The sequence below is a fragment of the Croceicoccus sp. YJ47 genome, from assembly GCF_016745095.1.
In the GTDB taxonomy this organism is placed as follows: Bacteria; Pseudomonadota; Alphaproteobacteria; order Sphingomonadales; family Sphingomonadaceae; genus Croceicoccus.
Map to the genome: position 1 here is coordinate 1,388,723 of NZ_CP067087.1, position 25,463 is coordinate 1,414,185.

21 protein-coding genes and 1 pseudogene are annotated in these 25,463 nt (G+C 67.0%); 13 read left to right on the plus strand and 9 right to left on the minus strand.

What is annotated here, in order from left to right; translation table 11 throughout:
• Positions 1-118: 118 nt before the first annotated feature.
• The 3 genes from JD971_RS06825 (at position 119) to JD971_RS06830 (ending at position 3,873) form a co-directional block, all read left to right on the plus strand.
• Positions 119-2,275, plus strand: a complete 2,157-nt coding sequence (locus JD971_RS06825) for a glycoside hydrolase family 3 protein (protein WP_236672323.1) — start codon at positions 119-121, stop codon at positions 2,273-2,275.
• Complete coding sequence (locus tag JD971_RS16550) at positions 2,272-2,505, plus strand: hypothetical protein (RefSeq protein ID WP_236672324.1); 234 nt, start codon at positions 2,272-2,274, stop codon at positions 2,503-2,505. The genes JD971_RS06825 and JD971_RS16550 overlap by 4 nt, the downstream gene beginning before the upstream one ends.
• Positions 2,506-2,580: 75 nt before the next feature.
• Positions 2,581-3,873, plus strand: coding sequence for a sugar MFS transporter (locus tag JD971_RS06830; protein WP_202086852.1), 1,293 nt, complete (start codon positions 2,581-2,583; stop codon positions 3,871-3,873).
• A 36-nt stretch (positions 3,874-3,909) separates the two neighbouring features.
• On the opposite strand, the gene JD971_RS06835 is transcribed toward JD971_RS06830, so the two are convergent.
• Genes JD971_RS06835 through JD971_RS06845 form a run of 3 tightly spaced genes read right to left on the minus strand, consistent with a single transcriptional unit; the run spans position 3,910 to position 8,075 of the window.
• Positions 3,910-5,385, minus strand: a complete 1,476-nt coding sequence (locus tag JD971_RS06835; RefSeq protein WP_202086853.1) for a PepSY domain-containing protein — start codon at positions 5,383-5,385, stop codon at positions 3,910-3,912.
• Positions 5,382-5,942, minus strand: a complete 561-nt coding sequence (locus tag JD971_RS06840; RefSeq protein ID WP_202086854.1) for a hypothetical protein — start codon at positions 5,940-5,942, stop codon at positions 5,382-5,384. The genes JD971_RS06835 and JD971_RS06840 overlap by 4 nt, the downstream gene beginning before the upstream one ends.
• A gap of 3 nt (positions 5,943-5,945) precedes the next feature.
• Complete coding sequence (locus JD971_RS06845; RefSeq protein ID WP_202086856.1) at positions 5,946-8,075, minus strand: TonB-dependent siderophore receptor; 2,130 nt, start codon at positions 8,073-8,075, stop codon at positions 5,946-5,948.
• A 159-nt stretch (positions 8,076-8,234) separates the two neighbouring features.
• Here JD971_RS06845 and JD971_RS06850 point away from each other — a divergent pair, with 159 nt between their 5' ends.
• From JD971_RS06850 to JD971_RS06865, 4 genes are all read left to right on the plus strand, one after another.
• Positions 8,235-9,353: an efflux RND transporter periplasmic adaptor subunit gene (locus JD971_RS06850; protein WP_202086858.1), complete on the plus strand. Its 1,119-nt coding sequence runs from the start codon at positions 8,235-8,237 to the stop codon at positions 9,351-9,353.
• On the plus strand, positions 9,313-12,444 hold the full coding sequence (locus JD971_RS06855) for an efflux RND transporter permease subunit (protein WP_236672325.1): 3,132 nt from the start codon (positions 9,313-9,315) through the stop codon (positions 12,442-12,444). The genes JD971_RS06850 and JD971_RS06855 overlap by 41 nt, the downstream gene beginning before the upstream one ends.
• On the plus strand, positions 12,441-13,811 hold the full coding sequence (locus tag JD971_RS06860; protein ID WP_202086860.1) for an efflux transporter outer membrane subunit: 1,371 nt from the start codon (positions 12,441-12,443) through the stop codon (positions 13,809-13,811). The genes JD971_RS06855 and JD971_RS06860 overlap by 4 nt, the downstream gene beginning before the upstream one ends.
• A 73-nt stretch (positions 13,812-13,884) precedes the next feature.
• A complete protein-coding gene (locus JD971_RS06865; RefSeq protein ID WP_202086862.1) occupies positions 13,885-14,631 on the plus strand; it encodes a siderophore-interacting protein in 747 nt (248 codons plus the stop codon).
• A 26-nt stretch (positions 14,632-14,657) separates the two neighbouring features.
• Here the strand turns inward: JD971_RS06865 and JD971_RS06870 are convergent, their stop codons facing one another.
• Together JD971_RS06870 and JD971_RS06875 are read right to left on the minus strand one after the other, a co-directional pair.
• Positions 14,658-15,410 (minus strand): SDR family NAD(P)-dependent oxidoreductase, encoded by a 753-nt coding sequence (locus tag JD971_RS06870; protein ID WP_202086863.1) that lies wholly within the window; start codon positions 15,408-15,410, stop codon positions 14,658-14,660.
• Complete coding sequence (locus tag JD971_RS06875; RefSeq protein WP_202086864.1) at positions 15,407-16,294, minus strand: aldose 1-epimerase family protein; 888 nt, start codon at positions 16,292-16,294, stop codon at positions 15,407-15,409. Before JD971_RS06875 ends, JD971_RS06870 begins: the two co-directional genes overlap by 4 nt.
• 133 nt (positions 16,295-16,427) lie before the next feature.
• On the opposite strand from JD971_RS06875, the gene JD971_RS06880 reads away from it, so the two are divergent.
• Entirely contained in the window at positions 16,428-17,288 is an 861-nt protein-coding gene (locus tag JD971_RS06880; protein WP_202086865.1) for a TetR/AcrR family transcriptional regulator, read from the plus strand.
• Here the strand turns inward: JD971_RS06880 and JD971_RS06885 are convergent.
• Positions 17,260-17,868 (minus strand): TetR/AcrR family transcriptional regulator, encoded by a 609-nt coding sequence (locus JD971_RS06885; RefSeq protein ID WP_202086866.1) that lies wholly within the window; start codon positions 17,866-17,868, stop codon positions 17,260-17,262. The two genes, JD971_RS06880 and JD971_RS06885, sit on opposite strands and share 29 nt — an antisense overlap.
• 304 nt (positions 17,869-18,172) lie before the next feature.
• Between JD971_RS06885 and JD971_RS06890 the strand changes: the two genes are divergently transcribed.
• Positions 18,173-19,345 carry an amidohydrolase family protein gene (locus JD971_RS06890; protein ID WP_202086867.1) on the plus strand — a complete coding sequence of 391 codons (1,173 nt, stop codon included), beginning with the start codon at positions 18,173-18,175 and terminating at the stop codon, positions 19,343-19,345.
• A 78-nt stretch (positions 19,346-19,423) separates the two neighbouring features.
• On the opposite strand, the pseudogene JD971_RS06895 reads toward JD971_RS06890, so the two are convergent.
• The 3 genes and pseudogenes from JD971_RS06895 to JD971_RS06905 form a co-directional block, all read right to left on the minus strand.
• A pseudogene (locus JD971_RS06895) lies at positions 19,424-20,422 on the minus strand (NADPH:quinone oxidoreductase family protein).
• On the minus strand, positions 20,419-21,225 hold the full coding sequence (locus JD971_RS06900; protein ID WP_202086868.1) for a tyrosine-protein phosphatase: 807 nt from the start codon (positions 21,223-21,225) through the stop codon (positions 20,419-20,421). Before JD971_RS06900 ends, JD971_RS06895 begins: the two are co-directional and overlap by 4 nt.
• The gene (locus JD971_RS06905; protein WP_202086869.1) at positions 21,222-21,683 is read right to left on the minus strand and encodes a MaoC family dehydratase; all 462 of its coding nucleotides are present in this window, start codon (positions 21,681-21,683) and stop codon (positions 21,222-21,224) included. Before JD971_RS06905 ends, JD971_RS06900 begins: the two co-directional genes overlap by 4 nt.
• 250 nt (positions 21,684-21,933) lie before the next feature.
• Here JD971_RS06905 and JD971_RS06910 point away from each other — a divergent pair, with 250 nt between their 5' ends.
• Genes JD971_RS06910 through JD971_RS06925 form a run of 4 tightly spaced genes read left to right on the plus strand, consistent with a single transcriptional unit; the run spans position 21,934 to position 25,439 of the window.
• Entirely contained in the window at positions 21,934-23,013 is a 1,080-nt protein-coding gene (locus JD971_RS06910) for a phosphotransferase family protein (RefSeq protein WP_202087434.1), read from the plus strand.
• A gap of 33 nt (positions 23,014-23,046) precedes the next feature.
• A complete protein-coding gene (locus JD971_RS06915; RefSeq protein WP_202086870.1) occupies positions 23,047-23,811 on the plus strand; it encodes an SDR family NAD(P)-dependent oxidoreductase in 765 nt (254 codons plus the stop codon).
• On the plus strand, positions 23,808-24,623 hold the full coding sequence (locus JD971_RS06920) for an SDR family NAD(P)-dependent oxidoreductase (protein WP_202086871.1): 816 nt from the start codon (positions 23,808-23,810) through the stop codon (positions 24,621-24,623). Before JD971_RS06915 ends, JD971_RS06920 begins: the two co-directional genes overlap by 4 nt.
• 33 nt (positions 24,624-24,656) lie before the next feature.
• Positions 24,657-25,439, plus strand: a complete 783-nt coding sequence (locus tag JD971_RS06925; protein ID WP_202086872.1) for a thioesterase family protein — start codon at positions 24,657-24,659, stop codon at positions 25,437-25,439.
• Positions 25,440-25,463: the final 24 nt, after the last annotated feature.

Sequence of the window (25,463 nt, forward strand, 5' to 3'; positions counted from 1 at the left end):
CAGAAGCGAAGCCGTGCAGGGTGCGAAGGGGCGGCGTCCTCTTTAACGACCACGCCGCCATGCTTCGTGCTTGTCCGCACCCGCGGCCCCAATGCCCGCAACCAAGGGATCCTCAGCCATGAAACCGTTTCCGCAACTCGCCGCCCTGCTGCTCGCCACCGCAGCATTGCCCGGCTGCGCGACGATGGAGCGCCCCGCATCCGCGGCCGCCGCCGAACCGGCCGCGACCGAACGCGATGGCGAGGATGCCGTCGTCGCCGGCCTGCTTTCGCGCATGAGCGTGGAACGCAAGGTCGCGCAGCTCATCCAGCCGCAGATCAATTCCTTCACCCCAGAGGACATGGCCCGCTATCGTTTCGGCAGCTATCTGAACGGCGGCAATGGCGGGCCGGGCGGGGACGAATACGCGCCTGCGTCGGAATGGCTCGCGCTTGCCGATACGATGTATGACGCATCGGTGCGTCCGCTTCCGGGCGGGGAACCGGCGGTGCCGACCATGTGGGGCACGGATGCCGTCCACGGCCACTCGAACATCGTCGGCGCGACGCTTTTCCCGCACAATATCGGCCTCGGCGCAACAGGGGACGCGGGCCTGGTGCAGCGGATCGGCGCAGCCACCGCCGCCGAAATCGCGGTGACGGGCATCGACTGGAACTTCTCGCCCACCGTGGCGGTCGCGCGCGACGATCGCTGGGGCCGGACCTATGAAAGCTATTCGGAAAATCCCGACATCGTCGCCACCATGGGCGCGGCGCTGGTGCGCGGGTTGCAGGGCGAGCCGGCGGACGCGGATTACCTGCACGGTCCCCACGTGATCGCCACGGCGAAGCATTTCTTTGGCGATGGCGGCACCACCAATGGCGTCGACCAGGGCGACGTGAACGGCGATATCGACGCGCTCCTCGCCCTGCATGGTCGCCCCTATCCCGCCGCGATCGATGCGGGCGTGGCCGCCATCATGGCCAGCTTCAATTCGGTCAACGGGCGCAAGATGCACGGCAATGCCCCGCTGCTTACCGATGTGCTGCGCGGGCAGATGGGCTTCGACGGACTGGTCGTGGGCGACTGGAACGGGCACGGACAGATCGCCGGTTGTACCGTGACCGATTGTCCGCAGGCGCTGCTTGCCGGGCTGGACATCTACATGGTGCCCGACGACTGGAAGGGATTGCTCGACACGCTCATCGCGCAGGTGAACGACGGGACGATCCCCGCGGCGCGGCTGGACGAGGCGGTCGGGCGCGTGCTGCGCGTGAAATATCGGGCCGGGCTGCTCGGGCCGGATGCGCGGCGTCCGTCGGCGCGCCCGCTCGCCGGGCGTTATGCCATGCTCGCCTCGCCCGAACATCGCGCCCTTGCGCGCGAGGCCGTGGCGAAATCGCAGGTGATCCTGAAGAACGACGGCGTCCTCCCGATCAGGCCGAGCGCGCGCGTCGTCGTGGCCGGATCGGGCGCAAACGACATTGCCAAACAATCGGGCGGCTGGTCGCTCACCTGGCAGGGTGGCGGCGATCTGACCAATGCGCGCTTTCCCAATGCGTCCACGATTTTCGACGGCATTGCGTCGCATGCGCAGCGGGGCGGCGGCACGGCGACGCTGAGCGAGAGCGATGGGGCGGTCGGCGGCGCGGACGTGGCCATCGTGGTGTTCGGCGAGGATCCCTATGCCGAATTCGCGGGCGACCGGACCGATCTGGCGTTTCGCGACGAGGCCGGTCTGAATGCGCTGCGCCGGTTTCGCGCGGCGGGAGTGCCGACGGTGGCGGTGTTCCTGTCGGGGCGCCCGCTCTGGGTCAATCGCGAGCTCAATGCATCCGATGCGTTCGTCGCGTCGTGGCTTCCGGGGAGCGAGGGCGCGGGTATTGCCGACGTGCTGTATGGCACGGTCCCGGCGACCGGGCGTCTTTCGTTCAGCTGGCCGGCGCGATGCGCCGGAATGCCGGTGAACGGCGGCGACGGCACGCTCTTCCCGCTCGGCTACGGTCGCGATCTGTCCGATACGGCGCCGCTGGCCCCGCTCTCCGAAGAGTGCGCCGCGTTGGCGCAGGGACCCTCTGCGCAGCTATTCGGATCGGGCCGGCTCGCCCAAGGGGTCGTGGCCCGCGCCGGCGAAGGCGCGCTGCCCAATCTCATCGGGAGCGAGGGCGGCATCACCGCGCGCGGATACGACCGCGACGCGCAGGAAGACGCCCGCGAAATCCGCTTTGCCCCCGGATCGCGGCTCGTGCTCGAACAGCCGGCGGAGGCGGCGCCTATCGCATCGCGTATCAGGTGACGGATGCCCCGACGGCGCCGGTCCATCTCCTGAACGGGACGCAGCGGATCGACATCACCGATCACCTGCGCGTCGCGGCGGGCAAGGGATGGCGCGAGATGATCTTGACCGCGCAATGTCTCGACACCGCGGCGAAAAGCATCGGCTTTGCCGCGCAGGGCGCCTTCACCATGCGTATTTCGCGTGTAGAGAGAGCCGAAATCGCCGCCGATACCGCTTGCACTTTTTGACGTTGTAATCCAGCCCGGCCATGCTTGGGCTCTCACGGCCTTTCGCGGCCTAATATCATGACGAGGAACGCTTTGATGGCACTTGCCCCCAACGTATCGAGCAGCACCGATCCGCAACCGATCGAGGACACGGGCCGCCCGGTGGATGCAGGAGGGCTGCAATATTTCATGTTCGGGCTGTTCCTGATCTTTGGCGGGATCACGTCGCTCAACGACGTGCTCATTCCCAAGCTCAAGGAGCTGTTCACGCTCAATTACACGCAGGCGATGCTGGTGCAGTTCTGCTTCTTCGCCGCCTATGCGATCATTGGCATTCCCGGCTCGAAGCTGATCAAGCGCGTCGGTTACATGCGCGGCGCGACCTTTGGACTTGTCACGATGATGGCGGGCTGCCTGCTGTTCATCCCGGCGAGCCAGGGCGCGACCTTCAGCCTGTTCCTGCTCGCCCTGTTCGTATTGGCGAGCGGGGTCGTGATCGTGCAGGTCGTGGCCAATCCGCTCATCAGCCTGCTCGGCCCACAGAAGACCGCGCATAGCCGGCTGACCTTTGCGCAGGCGTTCAATTCGCTCGGCACGACGGTCTTTCCGCTCGTCGGCGCGGCGGTGCTGCTCGGCAGCCTGGCAGAGGTCGACCCGGCCACGCTTTCGGGCGAGGCGCTGCGCGCCTATCGCCAGGCCGAGGGCGAGGCGATCTGGCAGGGCTATCTCGCGCTCGCGGTGATGATCGGCATCGTCGCGCTGGCCGTGTGGCTGTTCCGCAACCGGCTGAAGGGGGAACGACATGAGGCGTCCTCCGGCCTCGCCGGGCTGGACCTGTTGAAGCGCAAGCGTTTCGGCTTCGGCGCCTTGTGCATCTTCCTCTATGTCGGGGCGGAAGTGTCGATCGGCTCGGTCATCATCAACTATCTCGCGCTCGACCGCGTGCTGGGACAGCCGGAGAGCGCGGTGGGCTGGATGATCGGAATCTACTGGGGCGGGGCGATGGTCGGCCGTTTCATCGGCTCGTGGGCGCTGCGCATGTTCAGCCCGGGCAAGATCCTCGCCGTCAATGCAACGGGGGCGATCCTGCTCATCGTGCTGTCCCTGTTTTCGCAGGGTTCGCTTGCCGGTTACAGCCTGCTCGCCGTCGGGCTCATGAACTCGATCATGTTCCCGACGATCTTCTCGCTCGCGTGCGAGAAGCTGGGCCCGCGCGCGGCCGACGGGTCGGGCATCATCAACGTGGCCATCTGCGGCGGGGCGATCATCCCGCTCGCGACCGGCGCGCTGGCCGACATTACCGGGGGGCTGTCCTATGCGCTGATACTGCCGGCGGTTTGCTACGCGATCATCGGCGGCTTCGGCGTGTTTGCCCGCAACCCTGCCTGATCCCCTCGCGCCTGATCCCGGTCCAGCCGATCGGGATCAGGCGGCTTCGGGCCGGCCCGTTCGCGGCGCCGCCACACCGGCCATCCGCAGCCCCGGGCGCCAGATGACGGCGCCGGTAACCAGGATCGCAAGGTTCATCGCCACCACGCCGGGCGCGCCCCCGCCGAACCACACGAGATGGAGCAGCGCGCCCGCGATCATCGCAATGCCGAGCACGCGGCGCATGGCCGCATCCGAAAACAGCGCCGGCCACGCAGCCGCCGCAATCAGCCCCGCACCGAGCAGGCCCCAGAACGCCGCCACCACCGGCATGTCCGGCCCGCCTGCAAAGCGCAGCGCCGCGACCAGCACGAGCACCAGCGGAATGCCCCACACGGTCATGGCCCATGCCGCCGCCATGCGCGCGATGTCATGCCCCTTGCGCCGCCGTTTGCGCAGCCACATCGTCGTGCCCGTCGCGGTGATGACACAAAGCGCGATGCCGAAAGCGATATAGGCAAGCTGCACCGGGAGCCCGGCATAATTGCCGAAATGCAGGTTATAGGTCGACGCCGCCGCCTGCCGGCCCAGCGCCCCGTCCGACAGCCCGACCTTGCCGAGATAGCGGCCCGCACCGTCGAAGCTGTACACCTCGCCATAGATGAGGCGGCGCGGATGTTCGGCGATGACCTGCACGAATTGCCCCTGCGTCATGGGATCGTGCACGACGATATAGGTGGGCTCCGCATCCGGGAAACGGGCGGCGACGGTCTCCATCGCGCGGGCGACGTTCGCCATCGGCGCGGGCGCGGGATCGTGTTCCGGCTCCGCCCCGAATATCGTCGCGTAAACAGGGTCCATCGCCCCGCCGGTATAGCTCTGCGCCAGCGTGCCGACACTCGTATAGCTCAGCCCGATGAACGCGCCGGTGAGCGTCACCATCAGCGTGAAGGGCAACGTCCACACGCCCAGCCGGTTGTGCCAGTCGGTCCGCGCCAGTTGCGGTTCGGCGCGGGCACGCAGGCGGAACGCATCCTTGAAGATCTTGGGATGGGCGACGACCCCCGTGACGAGCAACGCCGCCAGCGCCACGCCCAGCGCGCCGACCAGGATCATGCCCCAGATGACCGGCAGGGTGAGGTTGTAATGCAGCGCGGCGACCATCTCGGTCCAGCTGTGCCCCTCGCGCCCGGCGACGCGGCCCTCCCCGTCGATATACCACGCCTTGTTGTCGGTGGTGACGACGGGCCGGGGCAGCGCCGCGTTCGGCATGCGGATATAGAGATGCGCGGTCGGCGTCATGTCCGCCTCCTGCGCAAGGACATTGGGGATCGACGCCTGCGCCGCCTGCGGGGTGAGGCCAGCGCTCTCGGCAATATCGGGCTGTTCCCAGCGCTGCCAGTGTTCGAGCACGACGACCAGCGTGCCGGTCACCGCGATGAGATAGATCAGCGCCCCTGCGATGAGGCCGATCGCGGCATGCCCCGACAGGGCGCGTTGAACGAGGCTTTTGTCGCGGGTGGCAGTGGTCATGCAAATATCCATATGAGTGCGCCGATGGCCGCAATCAGCAGCGGCGGGCGGATCATCTCCGCCGGGCCGCGCTGACACAATTGCCACGTCATCAATCCGGCCCAGACGAGCGGCTGCACCATGAACATGGTCGCGACCGAATTCGCCTCGAGCGGGGCATCCCCCTTCATAGCGGCATTACATGCAAATGCGAACCATTGCGCGGCGAGGAACGACACCGGCACGGTCAGGGCAAAGACGGCGAGCCGCCGGCCCACTGCAAGGTCGCCGGGACGGGTGGAAAGCGTGGCTATCCTGTCCGATCGCGGCGCCCCGGCGCGTTGCGGGTTCCTGCGCGCAGGAGCGGTCGCCGCGACGAACAGCACGATGGCCATCACCGCCGCCACGCCGAGAGTCGCACCCACCGCCACGCCCCACGCCCCGTCGAGCAGCGCACACCATATCAGCGCCCCTACGCCCAGCGCCCAGCCGCCATGCGACAACCGGCGATCCCGGCCCCATCCCGCGCGCACCAGCGCCACGGCCACGAGGATCAGGAGAAGAGGCGCCGCAATCACGGCTCAGAACCCGAAGCTGATCGTGCCGAGCACCGAACGCGGCGCCCCGTAATAGCTTTGATCGAAGGTCAGCGAGGACAGATATTTCGCGTTCGTCACATTGCGGACATTCACCGCCAGCCCGATATTGTCGGTCAGCGCGTAGGACCCCATCAGGTTCACCAGCGCATAGCCGCCCTGCGTGATCCGCACCTCCTCGCCGGTGGTGACAGACTGCCGCCCCGGTTCGTAGTAGAAATCGCTCTGATACTGCACCGATGCGCCGAGTTTGAGCGCGTCGAGCATCTGCGGCGTCCACACCGCGTTCAGCCGCACCGTGTTGCGCGGGACGAAAGTGCGGACAGCTTCGCCATCGTCGCCCCGCACGCGCATCACGTTGATGCCGCCGGTGAGTTGCAGGCCTTCGATGGGAGAACCGGCGATTTCCGCCTCGATCCCTTCGGATTTCGCATCGACGCCCTTGTAGATCTGCCGGCCGAGCGCCTCGTCGAACCCGGCCGCCTCGGCAACGTTGTTCTGATTCGCGCGGTAGATCGCGGCGCTCGCGAACAGGCGCCCGCCCATCCATTCGCCTTTCAGCCCGGCCTCGATATTATCGCCGGTGATCGGGTCGAGCCGGCGATTGTCGATGTCGAAATATTCGATCTGCGGATTGAAGATCGTCGTATAGCTTGCATAGGCGGAGATCGTCGGCGTCAGGTCGAAGGTCGCCCCAACGAAGGGCAGCAGCTTGCTTTCGTCGAAATTCTGCGGCGCGCCATAGGATACGCCCTCGCTCATCGCGTGGGAGTAGCTGCCGCCGACCATGAGCTTGAACGCATCGGCGGGGTTGAGCCGGACGAGACCGTAAAGGCTCTCCCGCTTCGATTCGACGTTCAGGCTTTCCTGCAACTCGGGAAAGTCGGGCCGGGGGAACGTGCCGTCGAACAATTGATTGACCGGAATGGAATTGAAGTTGGCCGACACATCATAGGCCGACGACTGCACGTAATCCTGCGTGCCGCGCACACCGCCGAACATGACCTCATGCTCACGCCCGGCGACCGAAACCTTGCCGCCGACATGCGCGTCGACGGTGATGTTGCGCGTCTCCCCGCCGAATTTGCCGGGATAGCTGAGAATGCCGAGCCCGGTTTCGCGATCCGGCGTGCCAAAGACGTAGAAAATCTCGTCCGCCTCGCTCGCCGCGCGGCGCATGATCGTCCCGCGCACGAACCAGTCCGCGTTGAAATCATGGGTGATGTCGCCAAAGATCTGCCGGTCGATCACGCCCCAGCCCGACCATTTCGGCCCGGTATTCGCCGACCGGTCGAACGCGATGCGCGTGCCGTCGGTATAGGTGAGCGGGATCGCGCCCCATTGCGAGCCCTGGCTTTGATGGTCCTGATGCGCGTAGCCGCCGCTCACCACCGTATCGGGGCCGAGATCGGCCTCCACGATGCCATATCCGGTCCAGCGTTCGAGTTCGTACCGGTCGAGGTGGCTCCCGGTATCGAGCCATGCCCCCACGCCGCGAAATCGCACGCTGCCATCGGCGGTCAGCGGCACGCTGACATCTGCGTCGATGCGCTTGTGATCGAAGGAGCCGTATTGCGCGCTCACCCCCGCCTGAAAATCGCGGTAGGGCCGCTTGCGCACGAAATTGATCAGCGCGGAGGGATTGCCCGTTGGCGACAAAAGGCCGGTCGCGCCGCGCACGACCTCCACCCGGTCGTAGATCGCCGTGTCGATCGAACCTGTCTGAATGCCGAAGGCAAAGGGCAGGCCCACGCCGTCGATCTGAAACGTCTGAATATCGAACCCGCGGGCCGAATAATAAACGCGGTCCGTCTCGGCGGCGAGCACGCTGACACCGGGCACGGTGGTCAAAAGCTGGTTGACGTCGTTGAGCTGAAAATCCTCGATCTGGGCGCGGGTGACGACGCTCACCGACTGCGGCGTTTCCTTCTGGCTCAGCGGGAGGCGGGTTGCGGTGCGCTGTTCCTTGACCGCGTAATCGTCGCTCCCTTCGGAGCGCACGCCGGTGACCACGATCTCGTCGCGCGGCTGAAAATCATCGGCGGCCCCGGTGGCGGCGCCGCTGGCAGCAGTTGCCGCGGCGGTGGCGAGGAGGAACGGGGTCACGGCGGTCATTTGCGAAAGTCTCCGGTTCTTGGGCGTGCGGCGGCGTCCTTACCATTTGCCGTGCTTGTTGCAAGTGATTTGCATTACGATTTACTCTGCATGCGGACCGGGCGGCAATCCCGACACAATCGCTTTGCCCTATCGCCACAAGGCGTTAGGGCTACGCACATGGTCCCATCGCACTTCCGGCTGCTCTGCGTCGCATGGCTCGTCATGCTCTCCGCCTGTTCGGGGGAGGAAGCCGCGCAGGAGCGGGCGCCCGTGGCCGTCGTCGCACAGGCCATACGCACTCTCCCCCAAACGCTGGAGATCGAGGCGATCGGGTCCGCCCGCGCGGCCACATCGGCTAAAATCTTTCCCGAAACGCAGGGCCGCGTGACCGAGGTGCTGTTTTCCGCCGGCGATTACGTGCGCGAGGGTGCGCCGCTTCTCCGCCTCGATTCGCGGGCCGAGCGGCTCGCGGTGGAGGCCGCGCGCGTCGATGTGCGGGAGGCGGATCAGCTGCTCGCCCGCTATCGCCGGATCGAGGATACGGGCGCGCTTTCCGAAAGCCAGATCGAGACCGGCGAAACCGCCCTCGCCTCGGCCCGCGTCGCACTCGAACAGGCGCAGACCGCGCTCTATGACCGGACGGTCCGGGCGCCGTTTTCGGGCCATGTCGGCCTTACCGAAGTGGACCGCGGCGACCGCGTCAACGACAGCACGCCGATCACGCGCATCGACCGGCGCGGCACGCTCTACGTCGATTTCCCCGCGCCCGAGGCGATTTTCAGTGCGCTGCAACCCGGACAGGTGATCCAGGTCACGCCCTTTTCCGACCCCGACCGCACCATCGACGCGCGCGTCATCGCCACCGACAGCCGCATTTCCGCCGACAGCCGCGATTTCATCGTCCGCGCCGCGATCCCCAACGATGGCGACCGCCTGCGTCCGGGCATGAGTTTCCGCGTCAATTTCACCCGCAATGGCGAGGCGCGCCCGGCGGTGCCCGAACAGGCAATCGTCTGGGGCGGAGAGGGATCGCATCTTTTCGTTGTGCGCGGGGGCAAGGCGGTGCGCGTGCCCGTCACCATCACCGCGCGGCGTGACGGCATGGTCTTTGTCGATGCGCCATTGTCGCGCGACGATCGCGTGATCGTCGAAGGGGTGCAGAAGATCCGCGATGGTCAGGACATCCGCCTCGTGCAGCCGCGCGGCCCCGCCCGGCAGGATGTCACCGTGTCGAGCGGCGATGACACAGGCGGCGATGACACAGGCCGCGATGACACAGGCCGCGATGGAGAATAAATCCGGCCTTCCCATGCTCGCGGTCCGGCGGCCGCTGCTCATCGGGGTGCTCAACCTCCTCATCGTGATCGCGGGGATTGCGGCCCTGCTCGGCGTGGAGGTGCGCGAGCTTCCCGACGTCGACCGGCCCATCGTGTCGGTGAGCGCGACCCTGCCCGGCGGCGCGCCCGAAACCATGGATGCGGAGGTCACGAGCGTCCTTGAGGATGCGGTCGCCCGCGTGTCCGGCGTGCGGCAGATCAGCGCGTCGAGCGAGGAGAACAATTCGCGCATCCGGGCCGAGTTCAACCCCGGCGTCGATCTCGACACCGCGGCGAGCGACGTGCGCGAGGCGGTCGCCCGCGTCACCCGCGAATTGCCCGAACGCGTCGAACAGGTCCGCATCGTGAAGGCGGATCAGGACGCGCAGCCGATCATGACGCTGGCGGTGCAATCCACCCGCTACGATCAGGCGCAGCTGACGCAGATCGTCGAGAACGACATCGTGCCCGAACTGCTCACCGCAGAAGGCGTCGCCAGTATCGAGGAATTCGGCACCCGCCCGCGGCAGATGCGCGTGTCGGTGGACCCGGCGCGGCTGAACCGGTTCGGCCTTACCATCGTCGACGTCGCCGATGCGCTGCGCACCGCGCCCTATGACGTGCCGGTCGGCTCGTTCCGTTCCGATGCGCAGGAGCTGATCGTGCGGGCGGAGGCCAGCGCGACCTCGCCCGCCCGGATCGAGAATGTCGTGATCGCGGGCAATATCCGGGTCGGCGACGTGGCCGATGCGGGGTTCGCGCCTGCCAATGCGACGAATTTCGTGCGGATGGACGGGCGGCCGATCATCGGGCTGGGCGTGGTGCGGCAGGCGAGTTCGAACACGATCCAGATTTCGGATTCGATTCGGGGCGGGGTCGACACGCTCAACGAACGGTTCGACGACATCCAGATCGATGTCGTGTCGGACGATGCCGAATTCATCCGCATCTCGGTGCGCGAGGTATTGATCACGCTCGCCTTCACGATCGCGGTGGTGATCGGCACGATGCTGCTGTTCTTTCGCGCCTGGCGGCCCACCATCGTGCCCAGCGCAACCATTCCCGTCGCGCTGGTCGGCGTGATCGCGGGCATCTGGATGATGGGGTTCTCGGTCAATCTGCTGACCCTGCTGGCGCTGGTGCTGGCGACGGGGCTCATTGTGGACGATGCGATCGTGGTCCTCGAAAATGCGCAGCGGTTGCAGAATGCGGGCATGGGGCGGCGTGCGGCCGCCGTCGTCGGCACGCGGCAGGTGTTCTTTGCCGTGATCGCCACCACCGCCGTGCTGGTATCGGTGTTCGTGCCGATCAGCTTCCTGCCGTCGGAGGCCGGGCGGCTGTTTCGCGAATTCGGCTTCGTGCTGGCGGTCGCGGTCATCATATCGAGCTTTGTCGCGTTGAGCCTCGTGCCCGCGCTCGCCTCCCGCTTCGACCTGACGAGCGGGGACGAGGCGCCGGGGCGGCTGTCGCGCTGGGGCACCGCGGTGACGCACCGGTACGAGAGCGGGTTGAAGCGGTGCCTCGACCGGCCTCGGCTCGTCGGCATCGTGTCGGTCGTGCTCGCCGTCGCGGCGGGGCTGCTTTATACGCAGCTTGAAAACGAGCTGGTCCCGGATGAGGATCGCGGCGTCATCACCGTCGACGCCAGCGGGCCGGACGGGGTCGGCATCGATTTCATGGACCGCGAAATGGACGAGATCGAGCAGGTGCTCGCCCCCTATCTCGAAAGCGGCGAGATCAGGAGCACGTTTTCCGTCGTCGGCCAGTGGGACCCCAACCGCATTCGCGTCACGGCACAGCTTGCCGACTGGGACGCGCGGGACCGCAGCCAGACCGCAATCGTCGAGGCGCTCAATGAACCGCTGGAGGATATTCCCGGTTCGCGGGCCAGTGCGCGGGGGCGCGGCACGCTGAGCTTCGGCGGCGGGGACGACGGGATCGAGGTGGCGCTGACCGGGGCGGAATATCCCGAAATCTACGAATCGGCGCAGGCGCTGGCCGCCGCGATCGACACGCAATCGGACATATTGTCCAATGCCGACGTCTCCTATCAACCGACGCAGCCGCAATTGTCGATCCGCATCGACCGGCAGCGCGCTGCCGATCTCGGCGTGGCGCTCGACGATATATCGCAGGCCCTGCGCGCCATGGTGGGCGGCGACGATCTCATCGATCTCAACGTCGGGGATCAGGCCGTGCCCGTGTTCCTCACCACCCCGGCGGTCAGCGTGAGCGGGCCGTCCGATCTTTCCAATATCTACGTGCGCGGCACGGGCGACGCGCTCATCCCGCTCTCCAGCGTGACGCGGTTCGATGAACAGGGCATCGCGGCGGAACTCGACCGCACGGAACAGCGCCGCGCAATCGAGATCGGCGCCGACATCGCGCCGGGCACCCCGCTGCGCGACGCGGTGGACGAGATCGAGCGGCTCGCGGACGAAACGGTCGCCCCCGGCATCGACATGCTGCTGCAGGGCGAGGCGGAAAGCCTCGATGAAACGTCGAACGATCTGTTGCTGACCTATGGCTTCGCGCTCGTCATCGTGTTCCTCGTGCTCATCGCTCAATTCGAAAGCCTGACGAGCGCGCTGGTCGTCGTGCTGACCGTGCCGTTCGCGCTGGCGGCGGCGGTGTTCGCGCTGTTCCTGTCGGGCATATCGCTCAACATCTATTCGCAGATCGGGCTGGTCATGCTCATCGGGCTCATGGCGAAGAACGGCATCCTGATCGTGGAATTCGCCGACCAGCTGCGGCAGGAAGGCCGCGACGTGCGCGAAGCGGTGGAGGAAGCCGCCGCGATCCGCCTGCGCCCGATTGCCATGACGCTGATCTCCACCGTGCTGGGCGCGGTGCCGCTCATCCTCGCGAGCGGCGCGGGCGCGGAGGCGCGGCAATCGATCGGCTGGGTCATTTTCGGCGGGTTGGGGCTGGCCGGGATCTTCACGCTGTTCCTGACGCCGGTGATCTATCTCGCCCTTGCCCGGTTCGAGACGCCGCGCAATGTGGAGGCGAACCGCCTGCGCGAGGAGATCGAGACCAGCGATACCGACGCGGTGGGCGCGCCGGCATGATATTGCGCCAAATCCCGCCCTGCGTCGCGGCGCTCGCCCTGTGCGCCTGTGCCGCCACGCCGGTCGTCGTAACGCCCCCGGTCGTCTCCGCCCCGCCCGAATATGCGGGCGACCTGCCGCCCTCCGGCCTGGCGGAGGAATGGTGGGAGGGCTTCGACGATCCGGTGCTGGCCGCACTGATCGAAAGGGGGCTGGCCGCCAATCTCGACATTGACGCGGCGGGCGACCGGCTGGCCGCCGCGGCCGCGCTGCTGCGTGCGGAACGGGCCGATCGCCTGCCCCGGCTCGACGGCACGGCGGAGGCGGGCGTGTCGCTTTCGGGCGACAGCACGGTGGATGGCGCGGCCGGGCTTCTGGTGGCGTTCAATCCCGACCTTAACGGCAGGCTGGCCGCCGAAATCCGCGCCGCCGCCGCCGATTACGCCGAAGCCGATTATGTCCTCGCCGACCGGCGCCGCCTCGTCGCTGCCGCCATTGCCAGCCAGTATATCGAATATCGCCGCACCGGGGCACAGCTCGAACTGCTCGACCAGTCGACCGGCCTGCAGGAGCAGACGCTGCGCATCGTGACGCTGCGGTACGAGGCGGGGCTTGCCGCCAATCTCGACGTGCGGCGCGCCGCCGCCGACCTTGCCCAGACGCAGGCGCGCCGCGGGCTCATCGCGCTGTCGCGGGCGGATGCCGCCAACACGCTGGCCGTGCTGCTTGCCGAGGCGCCGGGCGCCTTCGCGCCGCCGTCGCTGTCCGCCGGGATCCCGGTGTTCGCGCGCGGGCCGGATGCGGGCGTGCCGGCGGATCTGCTGCGCCGGCGGGCCGACATTCTCGCGGCGGAGGCAAGGCTCGTAAGGGCGGCGGCGGATATCGGGATCGAGCGCGCGGACCTGCGCCCCTCGCTGACCATTCCGGGCAATCTGGTGCTGGGCGACGGAACGCTCGGCGGGCTGTTCGGGGATTTCCTCCTCGGGCTCGGCGCCGCGCTCGACGTCCCGATCTTCGACGGCGGACGCCGCCGGGCCGAGGTCGCCGCGGCGGAGGCGGAGGCGGATGCGAGGCTCGCCGAATATCGCGCGACCTTCCTCGATGCGCTGCGCGAGGTGGAAAACGCGCTTGTCGCCATCGACGCCTATGGGCAGCGGATCGACGCGCTGAGCGAGGCGATCGAGCAGAGCGAGACTGCGCTCGGCCAGTCGAACGCCCTCTATCGCGAAGGGCTGACCTCGCTGTTCGACGTGCTCGACGCGCAGCGCCAGCTCATCGCCAGCCGCCAGTCGCTTATCGACAGCGAGGCCGCGCTCGCCAATGCGCATGTCGCGTTCCACGCCGCGGTGGGGTCACCGGGCGGGCGCCAGGATGCTGCGACCGGATGATACGCGGCGCGGCATTGCATCATGGCGAACGCTTCTGCATGAGACGGCGCATATTGCAGAGAAGGAACCGCCTATGCCCCGCCCCGAACCCCGCCTGCTGACCGTCATCGACAGCCGCCGCCTTACCCCGAACATGCATCGCGTCACCGTTGGCGGCGCGGGGATGGAGGGGTTTCCGACCGAACAGGACGGCGGCTATGTCAAGCTGATGATCGAGGACGGCGACGCTCGGCGCGTGCGCACCTACACCATCCGGCACCACCATGCCGACAGGCTCGACATCGATTTCGCGCTGCATGGCGAGGATGCGGAGAGCGGACCGGCGACGCGCTGGGCCATGACGGCGGCGGTGGGCGACACGATCCAGGTCGGCGGGCCGGGCGCGGCGAAACCGCTTCCCGATACGGCCGGGCCGTTCCTCATCGCGGGGGACATGACCGCCCTGCCCGCGATCGCCGTCAATCTGGAGCGGGCGCGCCGCGATGCGACCGGCACGGCATTCATCGCCATCCGGGACGAGGCCGACCGGCAGCAGATCGCGGCGCCCGACGGGGTCGCGATCCACTGGCTCGTCGATCCGAAGCTGGGCGAAAATCCCGCGATGCTGATCGACGCGGTGCGCGGCGCGCCGTTCCCGGAAGACCTGTCCTATGCCTGGGCCGCGTGCGAGTTCGAGAGCATGAAGGGTCTGCGCGAATATCTGCGCAAGGAACGCGCCCTTGGCCCCGACCGTCTCTATCTCTCCAGCTACTGGAAACGCGGGCTGATCGAGGATGAGCACAAGACGGTGAAGCGCACCGACGCCGAAACGAACGGCTGAACCCCCGCCGCGTTCACCGCCCGCATTCAGGCGCCGGGTGCGACCACCTGCGACAGGGCGCCGTCGATGGTGACGGTCGCCCCGGTGATGTAATCCGCCGCGGGGGAGAGCAGGAACACGACCAGCGCGGCCACCTCCTCCGGCGTGCCGGCGCGGCCCCACGGGATGTTCGCCTCGGCCTTGCGGCGGACCTCTTCGTCGTCCATCGCCTCTTCGTTCATCGGCGTCAGGATCATGCCGGGCGCGACCCCGTTCACCGCGATGCGCCGCGGCGCGAGTTCGAGCGCGAGCGTCGCGGTCAATTGCGCCAGCCCGCCCTTGGCCGCGTCGTAATCGACCGCGCCTGCACGCGGCGCATCCTCGTGAATGGAGGAGATATTGACGATGCGCCCGCCCTCCTTCGCCGCGCGGGCAAAGGCGCGGCAGGTGAGGAACGGACCGTAGAGGTCGGTGCGCACCACCTTGTCGAAATGCGCAAGCTCCATGTCGACGAGGCAGGTCCCGCTCATGTTCAGCCCCGCCGAATTGACGAGCAGGGTCGGCGTGCCGAATTCCTCCTCGCACCGGGCGAAAAGCGATGCGACCGCATCCTCGTCGCCGACGTCGGTCTGCACCGGGATGGCGCCGGTCTTGGCCGCGATGTCCTGCGCCGTGTCCTCCTCCGAATGATAGGTGAAGACGACGCGGGCACCGGATTCGTTGAGCGCCATCACGCAGGCACGGCCGATGCCCGATGCGCCGCCGGTCACGATGGCGATGGATTGCGAAAGATCGGTCATGCGGGCAGTTTCCTGATGGTCATGGTGAGCGTGCGGGTGTCATCGGGCGCGATGGCCATGATGCCGGGCTTTGCAAAGATGTCGCCGTCGAAGCCGACCGGATCTGCGATACCCTGCCACGGTTCGATGCACAGGAACGGCGCCCCCGGCTTGGTCCAGATGCCGAGCGCCGAAAAATCGTCGAAGCCAATCTCCAGCCGCGTCCGCCCCGGCACGCCGAACCGGACGCGCCGGCTCCGCAATGCATCGAAGATCAGCGCATCCTCTGCAAACATCGCGTCGCGCGGGGTCAGCGTGTCGCCGTCGACCGGCGTCGCAAAACGCTCGTCCAGAAGGAGACCATCGGGATTCAACCTCCGGATCGGATCAGGCTCTGTATCGGCGAACACCACGGCGTGGTCCTCGCGCTCCCCGCCATAGGGCAGCGGCCAGCGCAGGGCGGGATGGAACCCGAAACTGGCCGGCATGGGCCGATCGCCGCGATTGGCGATGCACGCCGTCATCGAAAGCCCATCCTCGTCCAGCGCATAGGTCAGGGAAAGCGCGAACGCGAACGGATAGTCGGCACCGGGCCGCGCATTTTCGGTGAGGGTGAAACGGGCGCGGTCCGCCGTGACCCTGTCGAGGGCAAAGCGATTGTCGCGCGCGAACCCATGCTTCGTCATCGCATATTCGCGCCCGTCGAGCCGGTAGGCATTCCCGGCCACACAGCCGATGACGGGAAAAAGGATCGGCGAGCGCCCGGTCCAGAATTGCGGATCGCCATCCCAGAGCAGCGGCCCCGCCGCATCGTCGTCGAGCGTCATGAGCTGTGCGCCATCGGCATCGATCCGCGCGGACATACCCCCGCCCCGGATGGTCGCGCTGCGGCTTGGATCGGTCATGATGCTTTCTCGGACTTGTTCGGAGACGGGCGGACGGGACGAAACCATAACGGGACAGCGCCGCGAAAGCTCCCGTCAAAACAAATGATCCGATTTGGCAAAGGTGGCGAACGCGCGCATAACCGGCGCCACCATGAGCCAGGCCCGTGACACCGACGCGACATCCCCCGCCCGCCCCTCGCGGGAGGAGCTTTACGCGCTGGCGTGGGCGGCGCCGCTTGCGCAGGCGGCGGCGCGGATCGGGATGTCGCCCACCGGTTTCGCCCGCCTTTGCGACCGGATGGACGTTCCGCGCCCGCCGCGTGCATTCTGGTCCGCGAAGGGGCGGGACACGGTTGAGAAGCCGCCGCTTCCCATTGTCGCGACGGGCGGCGGGGATGCCGTGCCGAAACGCACGCGCATGCCGATCGCACGCCGGCGCGAACATCTGCTCGACATCGCGGCGGAGATTGCGCGGACGCGCGGCCCGCGCGAAGTTTCGCTGCGCCAGGTGGCCCGCGATGCGGGGATCAGCGAGGCACAGGCCCATAATTGCTATGCCGGGCGGCGCGAATTGCTGATGGCGCTGGCCTATCGCGAATTGCGGCGGGGCGGGCCGGGGCGCCCCTCGCGCCAGCCGCGCGGCCAGGATCCGCGCGAACGGCTCGTCCTGTCGATTACCGGCTATCTGCACGAGGCGGCGTTGCGCGGGCCGTTGCTGCAATCCTTGATGCAATTGCCGGAGGTGCGCGAAGGGCTGCGCGACGAACGCGCCATCGCCAGCGCCCGCGCGCGCAGCCAGATCCTGGCCGCGATTTACGCGGACGGCACGGCACCCGATGCGCGGGCGCAGGCGACGAATGCGGCGCTGACGCAGGTGTGCATGCGCGCGGGCGGCATGGTCGCGGCGAACCGGCACGATTCCTGGGACGTGGCGCGGCTCTGCCTCGCGACGGTCATGGCAGGGACCCGCGCGGTCGCGGCTCTCACCCGGCCGGGCGGGACGGAGCAATAGGGCGAACCGCGTCGATCGCCGCACCGATCAAAGTGTCGCAAATCTCGCCCGCCATGTCCGGGGTGAGCGCGCCCGTAGCGACCATCCGGCCCAGCTCCTCCGGAATGGCGGCGAGCATTTCGATCCATGCAAACCCCTCGCGCACCGAAAGGCTGAAATCCCGGCGCAGCGCGCGCAGCAATTGCCGCAGATCGGCGCGCAACCGCTCCGACACATGGCTGCCCAGATGGGCGAGCGCGTCCCCTTGCACGAAATAGGTCAGCGGCAGGCCCCCGCCGGACAGGAACTTCAGATAAATCCGCGCGCAACGCAGCAACCGATCTCCGGCATCGCCATCCCGCGCCGCACGGGCAAGGCCGGCTGCGTGCAATTCGTCGATCAACTCGCCGAACACTGCCGCCACCAGCGCATCGCCATTCGCGAAATAGGTCCAGAACAGCGACGTGCTGATCCCCAGCGATTCGGTCAGCGGCGCGATGCCGAGTTGCAGCGTGCCGCTCTGCGCGATCTGCGCACGGGCAGCCGCGACGATCTGCGCGCGCCGGTCGGCCTGGCTTGCGGAACTCTCGTGCTCGGCCAATCCTCGTGTCCTTCTGTCCTTCGCGGCCGGATGGGCGCGGGGCTTTCCCCTCCTTTACCCAAGCTCTGGAAAAGCGCCAGTTTCCCGCACCTTCCGCAGGCACCGACATCGCGGCGCAATGACCTGATACAAATTCCATAAAGCCTGGGAAACATACGTCGTGGACGCGCAGTTCCGCTATCCGCATCGGTAACGTCTTGACTCGCACTCTAATAGTGCATCATAATCGCAGCGTGCTCCATGGCCCGGCGGATGACGCAAACCGGCGATGGAACGGCAGGCAGGATGCAAGGAGAGCGATACGATGAATTACGAATACGGGCGCGTCATCAACGACGCCGACAGCCACACGATGGAAACCGCGGACTGGATCTACGAATTTCTCGACGAGGATCTGCGCGACAAATACGGCGATCTCTACAAGGCGGACACGTCGGGCCGCGTCGTCAGCCTGATCGAGAAGGCGAAGAGCCGCGCCCATGATCCGGAGGCGGATGCCGCCGCCGCCGCCGATCCCATCGGCGGGGACAAGGGCTGGCTCGCGTTCGGGGCGTTCGACACGTCCGAACGCACGCGCATGCTCGACAAATATGGCTTCGTGAGCCAGCTCGTCTTTACCACCGCCAGCCTCGCCGCGATGGGCCGGGCCGAAAACCTGCGCGACAAATATGCGCTGGTGAAGGCGGCCAACATGGCGCAGCAGAAATTCTGCGACGGAGACAAGCGGCTCGTGAACGTGGCCTATGTCCCGCTCGACGATGCGGACATGGCCTTTGCCGAGGCGAAGCGCGCGATCGACGCCGGTGCCGGCGCGGTGGGCGTGGCGCCGATGCCATGCGGCAACAAATCGCCCGGCCATCCCGACCATGATGCGTTCTGGCAGATGCTGTCGGATCGCAGCATCCCGTTCATGGTGCATATCGGCACCGGCACCATCACGCAGCCCAAGGGCTATCACAACAATGGTCGCGAACGGTCGCCCGACATTCACGGCGGGGGCGAGAACCTGCGCTTTGCCGATTTCACCTCGCTGTGTTTCGCGCCGCAGGAATTCCTGACCGCGATGGTCTATGACGGGGTGTTCGACCGTTTCCCCGACCTTCGCGGCGGCGTCATCGAAAGCGGGGCGGGATGGGTGCCCGATTTCCTGCGCCGGCTCGACTACGCCTATCGCGCGTTCGGCAAGACGGATCAGTATCTAAAAGCGCTCGCCATGAAGCCGTCGGACTATATCCGCCGCGCGGTGAAATTCACGCCCTTCCCCAAGGAAGACGTCGGCGCCATGATCCGCGAGGCCGGGCCGGAACTCTTCATGTTCTCCAGCGATTTCCCGCATCCCGAAGGGACGAAGGATCCCGTCGGCCTGTTCGAGGCGACGATGGACGATCTCAATGAAACCGAAAAGGACATGTTCTATCGCACCAATTACGATGCGATGATGAACTATTCCTCGGAGCCGTTGCAGGCCGTCGCCTGAACCCGTCCGGAAGGCACAACAAAAATGGCGGTCCCGATGGGGGCCGCCATTTTCCTGTGCCGGGATGCCGGAATGCGTTCAGCCCGGCGTGACGATCACCTTGCCCACCGCCTTGCGGTCGGAGAGCCAGCGGATCGCATCGCCGCCGTCTTTCAGCGGCTAGGTCCGGTCGATTCGGGGCGATATCTTACCCTCCTCCCACCATGTGAAAAGCTGTTCGACATGGGCCCGGTTGCGGTCCGGCGCACGCTGCGCAAACGCGCCCCAGAACACGCCGCGCACATCGCAGCTTTTGAGCAGGGTGAGGTTGAGCGGCAGTTTCGGAATGCCCGCCGGGAAACCGACCACGAGATAGCGCCCCTCCCACGCGATGGAGCGCAGGGCCGGTTCGCAATAATCGCCGCCCACCGGATCGTAGATCACATCGGCGCCGCCCTTGCCCACGGCGGCCTTGAATTTGTCGGCGAGCGCCTTCGATTCCGCCTTGTCGAACGGCGCGCGGCCGTAGAGCACGACATCGTCGGCGCCCGCATCGCGCGCGGCCTGCGCCTTCTCCTCGGTCGAGACGGCGGCCACGACGCGCGCGCCCAGCGCCTTGCCGATTTCGACGGCGGCCAGCCCGACCCCGCCCGCCGCGCCGAGCACGAGGAGCGTTTCGCCCTCCTGCAACTCTCCCCGGTCGATCAGCGCGTGGATCGTCGTCGCATAGGTCATGAGCAGGGCCGCGCCTTCCGCCGGATCGCGTCCGCCGGGCAGGCGAAACGCCTTCGCCGCAACGACGACCATCTGCTCCGCCAACCCGCCATGCCCGGTGACCGAGATCAACCGGTCGCCGACACTCCACCCCTCGACCCCGGCGCCGATGGCCGTCACCTCGCCGCAGATTTCGCTGCCCGGCGCGAAGGGGCGTTCGGGCTTGAACTGGTACTTGTCCTCGATGATGAGCACATCGGGGTAATTGATCGCGCAGGCCAGAACCCTGACGGCAAGCTGCCCCTCGCCCGGTTCGGGCGCGGCAATATCCTGAAGCTCCAGCGTTTCGGGCCCGCCCACCGCGGTCGACAGTAATGCTTTCATGGCGTGTCCTCTCCTTCTATCAGCAGGGCGGTACGCAGCCGGTCCCGCATGTTTTCGTTGACGTCGAGATGGTCGAGATACCCCTCGACCGAACCGTGTTTTTCCGTGATCGCATCGAAGGCCGCACCGATGTAATCGGGATGCGCGTCCATCATGACCGCCACCGCCTCGGCGCCGAATCGTTCGTAGAACGCGCTGCGCGAACCATCCCCCTGAACCGCGCGGGCCTGATCCGACACGTCCTGCCGCGCGAGCGCGGTGAGCGTGTAGTCCGTCACGATATCGTCCCGCGACACGCCCAGCGCCGCGAGGATCAGCGCCGCCGCCATGCCGGTTCGGTCCTTGCCCGCCGAACAATGGATCACGCACGGCACCGCGCCATCGGCAATGCGGGCGAGAATCTCGCCGAAGACATGCGCCATGGTAAAGGGCATCTCGGCATAGAAATCGTGCATCAGGGCCGCCGCACCGGCGCGCGTCGCGGGATAGTCCATCGCCATGTCGACCAAGCGGCGCTTGTGCCCGGGGCGAAAATGATGGGTCTGCAACGCTGGCGGGGTCCACACGGTGACGTCGGCCTCCCGTTCGCGCCGGGCGCGCAGGTCGAAGACGGTCCCGATGGCGAGCGTGTCGAGCATGGCGATGTCGCCGGGCGTCAGTTTCGACAAACGGTTCGCGCGATAGAGCATGCCGCGCCGCACGCGCCGCCCGTCCGCACCGGCATAGCCGCCGAAATCGCGGAAATTGCGCGCCCCCTCCAATGGCACGCGCCGGTCGCGCAGCATGTGCGCGGCGCCGCTCACCCCCTCACCACGAATTGCCCGAGCCAGCGTGCGATCAAGGCGGGCCCATCCTGCCCGCGGGTGTGGAGTTCGACATCGATGGTCTGCTGAAACCGGTCGGGTGCCTTTTGCGTGACCTCGGCGATGTGGAACGCGGCGCGTACGTCGCTTCCCGCATGCACCGGGCGGACGAAACGAATGCGGTCGGTGCCGTAATTGATCCCCATGGCAAGCCCCGGAATCTCCGGCCGGTCCGCCATCCCCTGCAAGCGGGGCAATAAGGACAGGAGCAGGAACCCGTGCGCGATGGTCCCGCCGAACGGGGTTTTCGCGGCGCGCTGCGGATCGACGTGGATGAATTGATGATCGCCGGTGGCATCGGCGAAGCGGTCGATCATCGGCTGATCCACGGTGAGCCAGTCGGACAGGTAGCGTTGCCCCACCAGATCGGCGATGATCGTGTCCGCATCGATGGCCATAAGTCGTCCCCCGGATGATTCCGCGCACAGGGATAAGGGAGTACCGCCCGCCCCGACAACCCCTTTTCGAATATTCGGTACAATCCACGGGCCAATCGCGTTCGATGGCGATGCACGCAACGCAGATCGTCCCTTCGCGCCGGATGCGGCGGACCATAATCGCGCGTACCGGGTTGCGTCCACGCGCGATTTGAACATAGAGTATCCCCAAACAGATTAACACGGGACAGAGGATGGGACGGTTTTGACCATGACGGACGACGGGCCAGACAATGGCGGCAATACGGGCGCAGACGCGGCCCGCGGTGCCGAACTCGACCAGGCGCGGCTGCAATCCTGGCTGAAGACGCATGTCGCCGGTTTTTCGCAGCTTTCCTCGGTGACGAAATTCGCCGGCGGGCAATCGAACCCGACCTATCGGCTCGACACGCCGGAACGCCGCTACGTGCTGCGCCGCAAGCCGTTCGGCCCGCTGCTGCCGTCCGCCCATGCGGTGGAGCGGGAATACCGGTTGATCGGCGCGCTTTATCCCACCGATGTGCCGGTCGCGAAACCCTATGCGCTGTGCGAGGACGACGATGTCATCGGTTCGGCGTTCTACGTCATGGACATGGTGGAGGGGCGCACGTTCTGGCGCGGCGACCTGCCCGATTGCACGCCGCAGGAACGAGGGCCGATCTACCGCAGCATGATCGAGGCGCTCGCCACGCTGCACAATGTCGATCCGGTTGCGGCGGGGCTGGGCGATTACGGGGCGCCCGGCAACTATTTCGAACGGCAGGTGCGCCGCTGGACCAAGCAATATCGCGCCTCCCAGACGGACGAGATTGCGGAGGTCGAACGACTGATCGAATGGTTGCTTACCACGCTCCCGCCGCAGGGGCGTACCGCGATCATCCACGGCGATTACCGCATCGACAACCTGATCTATGCACCCGACAGCGCCGCGATACGCGCCATGCTGGACTGGGAATTGTCGACGCTGGGCGATCCGCTGGCCGATTTTGCCTATCTCGCGATGAACTGGGCGATGCCGCACGGGGACCGCGGGGCGCAGCTTGGCGGGCTCGATCTCGACGCGCTGGGTATTCCCTCGCTCGATACGGCAACGCGAATCTATTGCGAGCGGACGGGCATGACCGACGTTCCCGATCTCAACTGGTATTTCGCGTATAATCTGTTCCGCCTCGTCGGCATCGTGCAGGGTATCAAGAAGCGCATGATCGACGGCAATGCCTCCAGCGCCGAGGCCGAGCGGACCGTAGCACGGCTCGTTCCGCTCGCGCAGCAGGCGTGGCGTTTCGCGCAGGCCGCCGGCGCGCGCGGCTGACGCCCTTTCCCCATATTCGTCAGGAGTTTACCCATGTCCCTTTTCGACCTCACCGGAAAAATCGCCGTCGTCACCGGATCCTCGCGCGGGATCGGTCGCGCCATCGCCGAGGAGATGGCCGCCCATGGCGCAAAAGTCGTCATCAGCAGCCGCAAGCAGGACGCGTGCGAGGATGTCGCCCGCGAAATCGACGACCGCCACGGCAAGGGCACCGCGCTTCCCATCGCGGCGAGCATCTCGTCCAAAGATGCGTTGCAAGCCATGATGGACAAGGTGCGCAGCGATCTCGGCCCGGTCGACATCATGGTCTGCAACGCGGCGAGCAATCCCTATTACGGGTCGATGGACGGGATCGAGGATGACCAGTTCCGCAAGATTCTCGACAATAACGTGCTGTCGAACCACTGGCTGTGCCAGATGGCGCTCCCCGACATGCGCGCGAAGGAGGACGGCGCCATCGTCATCGTGTCGAGCATCGGGGGGCTGCGCGGGTCGGACACCATCGGCGCCTATAACGTGTCGAAGGCCGCGGATTTTCAGCTCGTCCGCAATTACGCGGTGGAAAACGGCAAGCACAATGTGCGCGTCAACGCGATCGCGCCCGGCGTGGTGAAGACCGATTTCGCCCGCGCCCTTTGGGAGGATGAAAAGGTGCACGACGCCACCGCCGCACGCACGCCGATGCGCCGGCTCGGCGATCCGCGCGATATTGCGGGCGCGGCGATCTACCTCTCGTCGCAGGCGGGCGCATGGATGACAGGCCAGATGATGGTCGTCGATGGCGGCATCACGATATGAGCGCGCGTCTCTCCGGCAAGGTCGCCATCGTCACGGGCGCCGCATCGGGCATCGGCCGGGCCAGCGCGATTCTGTTCGCGCGCGAGGGTGCATCCATCGTCGCGTTCGACCGGGCCGAGGACGTCGCCGCGACCGTCGATACGATCCGCAGCGATGGCGGGCAGGCCGTGGCCGTGACGGGCGATGCGGCGTCGGAGGACGACATCGGTATCGCCATCGCCCGCGCGAAGGACGATTTTGGCGGGCTGGACATATTTTACGCCAATGCGGGGATCACCGGGGGCCCGCGCGGCGGTTTCTTCGATGCCAGTGCCGAGGACTGGATGGATGTGCTGCGCGTCAATGTGATCGGGCCGTTCCTTGCGGTGAAGCTTGCAGCGCCGGCGATTGCGGAGCGTGGCGGCGGCGCGATCGTGTGCACCGCGAGCGTCGCCGGCCTGCGATCGGGCGCGGGACCGGCGCAATATTCCGCGTCGAAGGCGGGCGTCATCAACCTGGTACAGACCGCGGCGCAGCAGCTCGCCGGGACGGGGGTGCGGATCAATGCGATCTGTCCGGGCCTTATCGAGACGGGCATGACGCGCAGCGCATATGAACAGGCGCGCACGGCGGGCAAGGCGGACCGGATCGGCCAGCTCAACCCGTTGCAGCGCGGCGGCGAGCCGGAGGAAATCGCGCACACCGCGCTCTTCCTCGCCTCCGACGAGGCAAGCTATGTCCATGGGCAGGCGATTGCGGTTGACGGCGGGCTGTCCACCTCGCATCCCACCGCGCGGCGACCGGGCGGAAACAAGGGTGCGGCCGCCTGGTAACCGGCCTGTTGTACGAGAAAGAGTGACGCGACGATGCAAACCCCGAACCTGGCCCGATTGCTCGATGCGGCCCTCGACGATGCGGGCACGCTGGCGATGGCGGTGCCCGAAGGCTGGACCCAGGGGCGCACGGCCTATGGCGGGTTGAGCACGGCCGCGGCCTATTGCGCGGCACGGTCCGCCGGACCCGACCTGCCCCCGCTGCGAAGCGCGCAGATCGCGTTCGCAGGGCCGATATCGGGCACCGTGCGCGCCGAGGCCCGAATGCTGCGGCGTGGCCGGTCGAGCGCGTTCGTCACCGCCGATCTGCACAGCGGCGATGCGGCCGCGTGGCATGGCACGTTCCTGTTCACCGCGACGCGCGATTCGTCCGTTTTGCTGAAGTCCGCATCCGCGCCGTTCGTCGTCCCGCCCGAAGAGGCACCCGCGACCAGACGGCAACATGCGCCGGCCTTCACGCAGCATTTCGACTATGCCGACGCTTCGCCTGGCAAGGACGGGACCGAGCCGATGCTGCGCCACTGGGTCCGGCTGCGCGATCGCGGCGGGCTGGATCCGTTTGCCGAATTGCTTCTCGTGGGCGATGCCTTGCCGCCGGGAGCGCTGACCCTGATGAAGGAGCCGGGGCCGGTTTCCTCCGCGATGTGGAGCATCGATCTGCTCGTGTCGGAGCCTCGCACGCGCGACGGCTGGTGGCTGCTCGAAACCCGGACGGATCAGGCCGAAGGCGGGATGTCCACGCAATCCATGGCGATCTGGAACGCGGACGGCGAGCCGGTCGCCATCGGCTCCCAGACGGTCAGCATCTTCGCCTGACGCCCTGCCCCGGCATACCGGCGT

Excerpts from the sequence above, each read along its gene's own strand:
- JD971_RS06920 (WP_202086871.1), top strand. The coding sequence starts at position 23,808 with ATGAGCGCGCGTCTCTCCGGCAAGGTCGCCATCGTCACGGGCGCCGCA.
- JD971_RS06910 (WP_202087434.1), top strand. The coding sequence starts at position 21,934 with ATGACGGACGACGGGCCAGACAATGGCGGCAATACGGGCGCAGACGCG.
- JD971_RS06890 (WP_202086867.1), top strand. The coding sequence starts at position 18,173 with ATGAATTACGAATACGGGCGCGTCATCAACGACGCCGACAGCCACACG.
- JD971_RS06925 (WP_202086872.1), top strand. The coding sequence starts at position 24,657 with ATGCAAACCCCGAACCTGGCCCGATTGCTCGATGCGGCCCTCGACGAT.
- JD971_RS06845 (WP_202086856.1), bottom strand. The coding sequence starts at position 8,075 with ATGACCGCCGTGACCCCGTTCCTCCTCGCCACCGCCGCGGCAACTGCT.
- JD971_RS06850 (WP_202086858.1), top strand. The coding sequence starts at position 8,235 with ATGGTCCCATCGCACTTCCGGCTGCTCTGCGTCGCATGGCTCGTCATG.
- JD971_RS06860 (WP_202086860.1), top strand. The coding sequence starts at position 12,441 with ATGATATTGCGCCAAATCCCGCCCTGCGTCGCGGCGCTCGCCCTGTGC.
- JD971_RS06835 (WP_202086853.1), bottom strand. The coding sequence starts at position 5,385 with ATGACCACTGCCACCCGCGACAAAAGCCTCGTTCAACGCGCCCTGTCG.
- JD971_RS06875 (WP_202086864.1), bottom strand. The coding sequence starts at position 16,294 with ATGACCGATCCAAGCCGCAGCGCGACCATCCGGGGCGGGGGTATGTCC.
- JD971_RS06880 (WP_202086865.1), top strand. The coding sequence starts at position 16,428 with ATGAGCCAGGCCCGTGACACCGACGCGACATCCCCCGCCCGCCCCTCG.
- JD971_RS06855 (WP_236672325.1), top strand. The coding sequence starts at position 9,313 with ATGACACAGGCCGCGATGACACAGGCCGCGATGGAGAATAAATCCGGC.
- JD971_RS06830 (WP_202086852.1), top strand. The coding sequence starts at position 2,581 with ATGGCACTTGCCCCCAACGTATCGAGCAGCACCGATCCGCAACCGATC.
- JD971_RS06870 (WP_202086863.1), bottom strand. The coding sequence starts at position 15,410 with ATGACCGATCTTTCGCAATCCATCGCCATCGTGACCGGCGGCGCATCG.
- JD971_RS06825 (WP_236672323.1), top strand. The coding sequence starts at position 119 with ATGAAACCGTTTCCGCAACTCGCCGCCCTGCTGCTCGCCACCGCAGCA.
- JD971_RS06865 (WP_202086862.1), top strand. The coding sequence starts at position 13,885 with ATGCCCCGCCCCGAACCCCGCCTGCTGACCGTCATCGACAGCCGCCGC.
- JD971_RS06915 (WP_202086870.1), top strand. The coding sequence starts at position 23,047 with ATGTCCCTTTTCGACCTCACCGGAAAAATCGCCGTCGTCACCGGATCC.
- JD971_RS06905 (WP_202086869.1), bottom strand. The coding sequence starts at position 21,683 with ATGGCCATCGATGCGGACACGATCATCGCCGATCTGGTGGGGCAACGC.